At 51.9% G+C, this 7,323-nt stretch carries 8 protein-coding genes; 5 read left to right on the top strand and 3 right to left on the bottom strand.

Annotation, left to right across the window (positions count from 1 at the left end; translation table 11 throughout):
* Positions 1-214: 214 nt before the first annotated feature.
* The 3 genes from THALAR_RS18395 to THALAR_RS07685 all read right to left on the bottom strand — a co-directional run bounded on the left by THALAR_RS18395 (position 215) and on the right by THALAR_RS07685 (position 3,286).
* Positions 215-802, bottom strand: coding sequence for a hypothetical protein (locus tag THALAR_RS18395; RefSeq protein WP_154666778.1), 588 nt, complete (start codon positions 800-802; stop codon positions 215-217).
* Positions 799-1,437, bottom strand: coding sequence for a zinc metalloprotease (locus tag THALAR_RS18390; RefSeq protein WP_154666777.1), 639 nt, complete (start codon positions 1,435-1,437; stop codon positions 799-801). Before THALAR_RS18390 ends, THALAR_RS18395 begins: the two co-directional genes overlap by 4 nt.
* Before the next feature lie 370 nt (positions 1,438-1,807).
* Complete coding sequence (locus tag THALAR_RS07685; protein ID WP_021100954.1) at positions 1,808-3,286, bottom strand: DUF4123 domain-containing protein; 1,479 nt, start codon at positions 3,284-3,286, stop codon at positions 1,808-1,810.
* Between the two features lie 288 nt (positions 3,287-3,574).
* On the opposite strand from THALAR_RS07685, the gene THALAR_RS07680 reads away from it, so the two are divergent.
* The 5 genes from THALAR_RS07680 to THALAR_RS07670 all read left to right on the top strand — a co-directional run bounded on the left by THALAR_RS07680 (position 3,575) and on the right by THALAR_RS07670 (position 7,002).
* Complete coding sequence (locus THALAR_RS07680; RefSeq protein WP_169788526.1) at positions 3,575-4,342, top strand: pentapeptide repeat-containing protein; 768 nt, start codon at positions 3,575-3,577, stop codon at positions 4,340-4,342.
* Positions 4,343-4,731: 389 nt separating this feature from the next.
* Positions 4,732-4,896: a hypothetical protein gene (locus THALAR_RS18560; protein WP_021100952.1), complete on the top strand. Its 165-nt coding sequence runs from the start codon at positions 4,732-4,734 to the stop codon at positions 4,894-4,896.
* Positions 4,897-5,182: 286 nt separating this feature from the next.
* A complete protein-coding gene (locus THALAR_RS07675) occupies positions 5,183-6,301 on the top strand; it encodes an integrase family protein (protein WP_021100951.1) in 1,119 nt (372 codons plus the stop codon).
* Between the two features lie 102 nt (positions 6,302-6,403).
* A complete protein-coding gene (locus THALAR_RS19015) occupies positions 6,404-6,592 on the top strand; it encodes a helix-turn-helix domain-containing protein (RefSeq protein WP_211264791.1) in 189 nt (62 codons plus the stop codon).
* A gap of 59 nt (positions 6,593-6,651) precedes the next feature.
* Entirely contained in the window at positions 6,652-7,002 is a 351-nt protein-coding gene (locus THALAR_RS07670; protein WP_040818075.1) for a hypothetical protein, read from the top strand.
* Positions 7,003-7,323: the final 321 nt, after the last annotated feature.

The raw sequence follows: 7,323 nt of genomic DNA, 5'->3' as shown, positions 1-7,323 counted from the left end.
TTTACAGGAAGTGTCCCGAGAGTCCGTACATATCTACAGCAGATAGCCTCTTACGGTGCTCCCGCTTGGGAGTATGGGGATGGCTAAGCGTGCACAGCTTGGCCGTCTCCGCCACACCCAAGTGTGAGAGCGACCATTTATGATCAGTGCATCGCCGTAGTTTCACGTACACCCGATCCCTTCGCGACGATCACACGAGCCATGCCTTGGGCTGTCATCCTTTAATTCTAAACGAAACTCTCGGTGGGCGCACAGTACATGTTGAGCCATCGTCAGCCGTAAAAACTTGGGATATCTGATCATCTATCACCATGTCACCTCGACCGTATTGCCCGTTTGTATTCTCACTCAGAATGTTTGTGTAGAGGATCTGAATAGGAAATACGCCGTTGTCGTTAAACAGTGGGCGATCTTGTACGAATGCGGTGTCTGGAGCGCCATGACCGTCTAGTCCGTTACCTGTAATGTAACGAGCTTCTTCGTTTGGAGCACGGTATGAAATTTTGTAATTTTCACCCAGTCTTGGCGCTGCCTTCTGGCGTGTCACAACTTTCGAAATGTTAGCTCCCTGCTTCGGAACGACTACAGCTCCGAAGCCTTTAACGCTTGTGGGTGCGTTCAGTTCTGCCAGACTAACCTCTGGGTGAGCGTAATACTGCACATCAAAACCGCCACAATCCATTTGCTGAATTAGGTTCATTCCACTGAAAAATCCTGGGAGCATTTTGCTGTCCTCTTGTGTGCTTGGAGGCATACATCCTGAAAGTGCAATTACAACGGCGATCATTTTTGGATAGCTCATATGTAGTCTCCAATAATCCTGTTTCGGCTAACTCGTCGCCCATTGCGATTCAGTATGTCTTGAACCGCATAAGCGATTGTAGTGGCATACCGAGCCTGACGCGACTCTTGCTCAACTCTCATCGTATCCATCAGGTGTTCCTGGCCGGAAGCTCTCTGCACGGTTCCATCCGGCAACTCATAGTCGACGCCGCCTCGATTGAACCTTGCGTCATTATACTCATCTTTCAAGCCAAGCATATGTCCATACTCGTGCGCTTCAAGGATGTCAGCCTGTGGGTTCCGCGACGACGCTGAGACGCTATCTGTACCAGACCGTGACTCACCTATGTTAAATACTGCTCTGTAGCCAAGCACATATGATTGGCCTTGAAGAACTCTTCGTCCAGTTATCAACGGTCCAAGAGGATTTGGGGCAGGCTGCATTGGTACATTCACTATTTCAACATTGTAATGCACACCACGCAAGCGAGCTCCTGATGCAGCGAGTACAATCTGTGGGTCAAAAACGATCTCGTAAATATTTTGACCGCAAGTTGCATCAGTAATATCGAGCTTGAGAGGTTTCGCGTTCCAATACCGCGCAATCGCGGCCGGGATGGAGCGAATGCGGGTCGCCAGCTGCGTGTCATTCATTGCAACGCTAAGCGGACGCTCGGCACTTGGAGCAGTAGCATTTGTCGCAGCCATTAAGGTTGTTACGACTATGCGACCAGCTCCAGGAGCAGAGGAAGCAGTCGCGGGAGAATGTGTATCGACAATTATGTTCGCCTTAAATGGATTGGCGTATTGCCCGTTATAGCCGCCACTAGCGTTTTTTTGGCGCAACGCACTATCTGGAGTATTATCGTGCGCGGTATCTCTAGAGATTAACCCTGTGCAACACCCACACGCGGCACGTGTGGGACGACCCGCCAACGCGCTCCGCGCGGTGCTACCGTCAGCCGCAGCGCTTATCGGTGCTCCGCCGAGAGTACCAGGCGACGTGGTTGGAGGGAGAGAGGAGTTAAAGCACATTTGATCTCATTCCCTTGGTTTTTTTCAATCGCTTCACTGCATACGCGAGCACATTGTCCGCCTTGGCATCAGCATCGCTTTTCTCGAGGATCTTAGCTCTGATCCAAGGAAATAGAGGATCAGCGTAGTAGCTTGTCCCGAACCAGTAACTCAACACAACTGACGCTTGGTAACCTTTTGGACTATCCATTTCCATAATCCGGGCAGCTTGCCTTGATCCTAACAAGAACTCGTGCCTCGGAAAGCCGACTAAATGCTCTTGCTTGGCGTGACATCCAATTTGCGTCTCAAGCAGCACTTCATCTAACCCATCATGCCCGTACACCGTTGGCAGCTGTGCCTGTGTCGCCTCAAGGGTATCCCAATATAAGCCATAGTCATCACCAATAAAGCTATTCGAGAAGCGTGAAAAAAGCTCATGGAGTGCATCAATCTTATTATGGCTCGCAAGATCTTGATTGGTTAAGATATCATGGAACGACTTATATCTTGGATCAGTCCAGAAGTACGAGCCAAGGAAATTCATCAAGAACATCAGATATGCGATTTGATCGCGGTATTCTAAGTCAAATTTATCTCCCGACGAAACTGCGTGCTCCACAAACCAAAGCGTTCTGACTAAGCCAAGTCCTTTAATCCGCATTTCGGCGAAGCTGCTAAGCGCTCGCAGACAATCGGATGTGTTTGCAGACCAAGCTGCATCATGAAGGTCCCGCATTCTCAGCGTTTTTGCGAGAGCCTTTGGCTGAACGTGCTCAGTTCCTTCTAAGACCACCCAGCGGCTACCAAATAGAGGAGTATTCAGATGTATAATCAGACGTGCAACACCTGACAGAATACTAGATTGAACGTCGCTAAGGCGTCCAATTAGAGATGGGTACCAAGAGGTAGGCTCCCAGTATCGCTGGTAGTACCATCGCCCTTCTTCATCCTGAACTTTGGTGAACTTTCTGAAGTGGGCCCAGACGTCATTGAGATCGCTTCGGGATTGAACGAATACCCCCGCCCCGGCATCCCACAAGTGCCACGGTGCTTTGGAACGAGTAAACAGATTGCGTACAAAATTGCTACCCTCCTTTAGTTGAACTATCCAAGGGGCCACGTCGCGAAGTTCTTCGTAGGCTTCACCTTTGAACAAGCATCTATACTCAAGCCCGGACGTCTCCAAAAGCTCAGGCAGCCCTGAAATCTGGGCTGCGTCAAGGATGGCATAGACGTAGGATTCCTCATCATGCATATTTGTGAGGTTGCTTTCAGTTTCACCAAACTCGTTGTCAATAAAATCAGATTTGCCAAATAGAGCATGTAACAAGGCGTCGGGCACTGTCTTGGGTTCATCCACGCCAAACTGAGCGTCTAAGGGCTCCACGCCCTCGAGCATGATAGGTGGCTGAGCTTGCTCGACCTGAGCGACTGGCTCAGTTGCTCCTTGAACCCAATAGTCATCAATAGGATTGTCTGAAGCCACTAAGTATTGTCCGTCGAAAACTGATTGATCTAATTCAATTCACGGTAGCTACTTCTCATCATTTTGCAACCATTGAACGTGATGGCTTCCGGTCGAGTGACGTCGCTATGATAACGTTTCTTTTGCTCTGGACTGTAACCTGGGCGGACCTGCGGGACACTTGCGTTGCTACTGTAGCTTGTCTCTGAGAGCTTCGTAAGGGGTTTGGCCGTTGTGCGCGACAGCACGTTCCCTTGAAGCTGTTGTCGTGGCGTCCAAGGTGGAATTCGAAGAGCTATGAGTCGCCTAGTGGAAGACATCGTCACCGACGAAGAACGCGCAGCTATCGAGAGTGTCTTGGCTAGCCTAGAGATGCGGTTTGACAGGTTGACCGCACTCGCCGGGCTAGACCCGGCGAAAGACTTTACCCACTCCGATCTTCGGGCGCTGAACTTCTGTGGGGCTGACCTCCGGGGCTTCGACTTCACCGGCAGCGACCTTCGCGATACCGCGATAGATGGCAGTACCCAGATAGACGATACCACCATCCTAACCGATGCGAATGTACGGTGGACGAAAAAGGAAGATATCCCGATCGTGCAGCTAATGATGCGCGTCACATCGGCATCCGGGACTGCGGCACGAACTTCGCTTCTGGCGGATATCGAAACGAGGTTTGGAAAAACAAGTCACGTGATCCAATTCGTGGTAAATGCCGCGTCTGAAACGGACGACCTGGAAACCTTCTTGGACTTCCTAGACTTCCTCCCCCCGCGATTGAGCCAGAGCCATTTGAGAAAGCTAGCTCAGAACGGCGAGCGGGTCCTTAGAAGGAAGATGGCAAGGTCCATGTCCCGCACCCGCAGGCAAACGACGACGATATTCGCCAGCTCCGGGATAGTCGAAAGACTGAGGGAGGCGGCGGACTCTTTGGCCTCGATATGGCTAGCGCAGATTGCGGTAGTCGCAGACCAGCAGGCCCAGACAAACGCGCTGAAGGGCACGGTCGAACCGACGGCAGATATCTTAATCACGTCCCTGAAGGCCCTGCCCAAGGCCGCGACCGACGCGAAATAGCCTGCCAGCATCCCTGCGGAATGGCTTCGCAGCCGCCACACGCCTCCGCGACCGCAACTCGCCCGAAAGTGGCACATTGGTTACTGTGACAAAATATCATACACGATCCGGCGCGAAACGCGCTGGTTCCATCTAAACTATTGAAATGACTCGCGAATCATGCTGACGCATGCCATATAAAGAGCACAACGAACGCTGACGTTCTCTATGAAGCGATCGATGATGCTCGTCGCTTCTGGAAGCGGGAGGCTTCGACACTCTGGGATGTCTGCGACTGTATCAATCACGACAAGTCTCGTGATGCCGTTGAAGAGCTGATCGAGGTTTTCAGTCACCGTGATCCGGCTCCGGAGACCATTATCTCGAACTTACACGAAATCGTCTGCGCTTTGCTGAATGTTCCGTTCTTCCTTGTCGACGTGCTCGACCAGGAAACACGGCTGAACGGCGCGGCGGGCAACGCGATACGCTTCTATGGGCCGCGCCTGACGGATATCAACGCGCGGATTCTCCGCGCAACCAAGGGGGTCACAGGTTCGGACAGGCCGAACTGAATACCGCGACATGTGTGACAGTTTGTGGGACAAAATCCGGTGTCGAACTCGCGAAAACCTCAGGAAATCAACATTTCTTGGGATTTTCGCTTGACAGGTGGTGCCCCCACACGGACTCGAACCGCGGACCTACTGATTACAAATCGAGACGAGCATCATAATCATGGTCAATTCACGCCAATTCAGGGCGTACGAACCCATATAAACAAGACAAAATACGTCCTATCGGCTCACTCAGCATCATCCGAGTTAAGCCCAGAAACAGTACTCAGGACGGTATTTATCAATGACAATCTTCAAGTTCACAGAGGCACGTGTGCGTGACCTCGAATTGGGTTCAGGCATCCACCGAGATACGGACGTCAAAGGCCTTCTTTGCATCTGCCACAAGACGACAAAGACTTTTGCCGTCCAAGGTGATGTGAGGCGCCAAAAGCGCCATGTTCGTACGGTCCGCATGAAGATCGGACGGACGGACTTGGTTCGATTGGGAGAGGCCAGAAACGAAGCCAGAAAGCTCATGGCCACGATCCAATCTGGTATCGACCCCACTGCTGGACCTGAAGCAACAGGCATGACCCTAGAACAGGCCTTGGCCACGCACCTGAGCGAACGGGACCTCTCCCCCGCTTCGGTCAAGAACTACCAATATCACATGGACCAGTATCTTGGCCGTCTTCGGCGTCGTGCCGTGGCTGACATATCGCGCCAAGACTGCCGAGAACTCTTGGACACGCTGACAAAGCGACACGGACGCACAACAGGCGGCTCTGTGATGCGAACCGTTCGAGCAATCATTAACACAGCCCGCAGGCATGATGAGACAATCGAAGGCAATCCTGTCGATGCAATCCGTGTGCCAGCAACGGCAAGACGGCAGGTCGATGAATTGGACGTTTCTCTGTTTTGGAAACAGACCGAGACATCATCCAACGTAATGCGTGACTTGCATCGCACCTTCCTGCTCACAGGCGCACGTCGCAGTTCTTTGTTGGGTGTAAAGCGAGCCGACTTTGATCCTGAACGGGGAATCCTGACCTTCACCCATATGAAAGTTGGTGAGGCTTGGTCCTTCCCCACGGGACGTTGGTTGACTGAAATGCTTACAGCCCGATTGGGGGAGAATGAACCTCTTGCATCAGAGTGGCTCTGGCCTTCGCCAACGTCCGCCTCTGGTCGAATTGCCGAACCCAAACGCAAAGGCATTCCGTCCCCGCATGCACTCCGTCACCATGCCAGAACATTCTTGATAGCAGCCGGTGTTCCATATGCAGAAGGAGCATTGCTTTTAGGCCAAAGGCTTCCAGGTGCATCCGGTGGGTATGTCCACCAATCTCATTTGGTTGAGGCGTTAAGGCCCCACGCTCAGGCCCTAGAGGACTATATTCTCAACTTCGCAAAGTGATGGTGCTGAGATTTAACTCGTTGGCATATATAGGTATTGTAAGCTGATAATCTGATTTCATCGTCGCCAATTCGGGCACACTTTGATTTTGGAATTATCAGCATGACAAACCAACCAAACGACACACCTTGGATGACCACAGAGGTTGCCGCCAGTTACCTCTCTGTCTCAGCGGGAACAATGCACAACTGGCGTAGTAAGGGAATTGGGCCGACTTATAGAACCGTCGGTCGGATTGTTCGTTATCATCGGGACGACCTTGATGCGTTTTTGATGGCAGGTGCCGCATGAAATGCCGAGCGGACACCGATGGCTGGCAAGCAAAGGACGTATCGTCGGAACAAGCGGCCATGATTGAGCAAGCTGTCCGAAAAGCCTGCTCTTTGGAAACAACCGGGATATTTCAGCGTGACTTGACTGAAGGCTGTGCCTCGGTTGGCTGGGGGCCGTTCGACCCGATGACACTGTGGACCATTGCGATCTACGCAGACGTCTTTCCAGTGGGGTATTCTCCCAGTGAAATTGTAGCATCTGAAGGGCCATTGATATTTGCCGGTGCAGGTTTCGCCCTTGAGCACTCGAAGCTCGGTCTGTTCTGGAACGATAACGACCTGATCAATCTTGCGAAAAAACACGCCCAATGGGAACCGATAAGGCCCACCGGCAGGCGCCCAGGTCTTCGGCCCTATCAAGGCTGGTAACTGTTGGTAATTTCAATGCGTTGAGAGTTGCGCGTTGGTTAAGCCAGCGTTCGTTGCGCGTTGGTCAAGTGTTGGTATGCGGGCGCATTCCGATGCGGCATATTTGGTCTGAGAGATGAACCGGACTGCCATAGCCAGACAATCCGGTTCTCATTGTAACACTTAGGAGGCCTACCATGCCTAGAATTGAAGATAGCACACCTGCTGCAAACAGCACGCCATTGAAAGATCTATTGACGACAAAGGAAGCTGCGGCTTTGACGGGTCATCCACCAACCACGCTTGTCCGTCTTCAGAGATAATGGTCTTCAGAGCGGCCTG

Origin of the sequence: Litoreibacter arenae DSM 19593, from assembly GCF_000442275.2 — a bacterium.
GTDB classification, from domain to species: domain Bacteria; phylum Pseudomonadota; class Alphaproteobacteria; order Rhodobacterales; family Rhodobacteraceae; genus Litoreibacter; species Litoreibacter arenae.
Note: the sequence above shows the minus strand (reverse complement) of the source record. Positions and strands in the feature narration are given on the sequence as shown.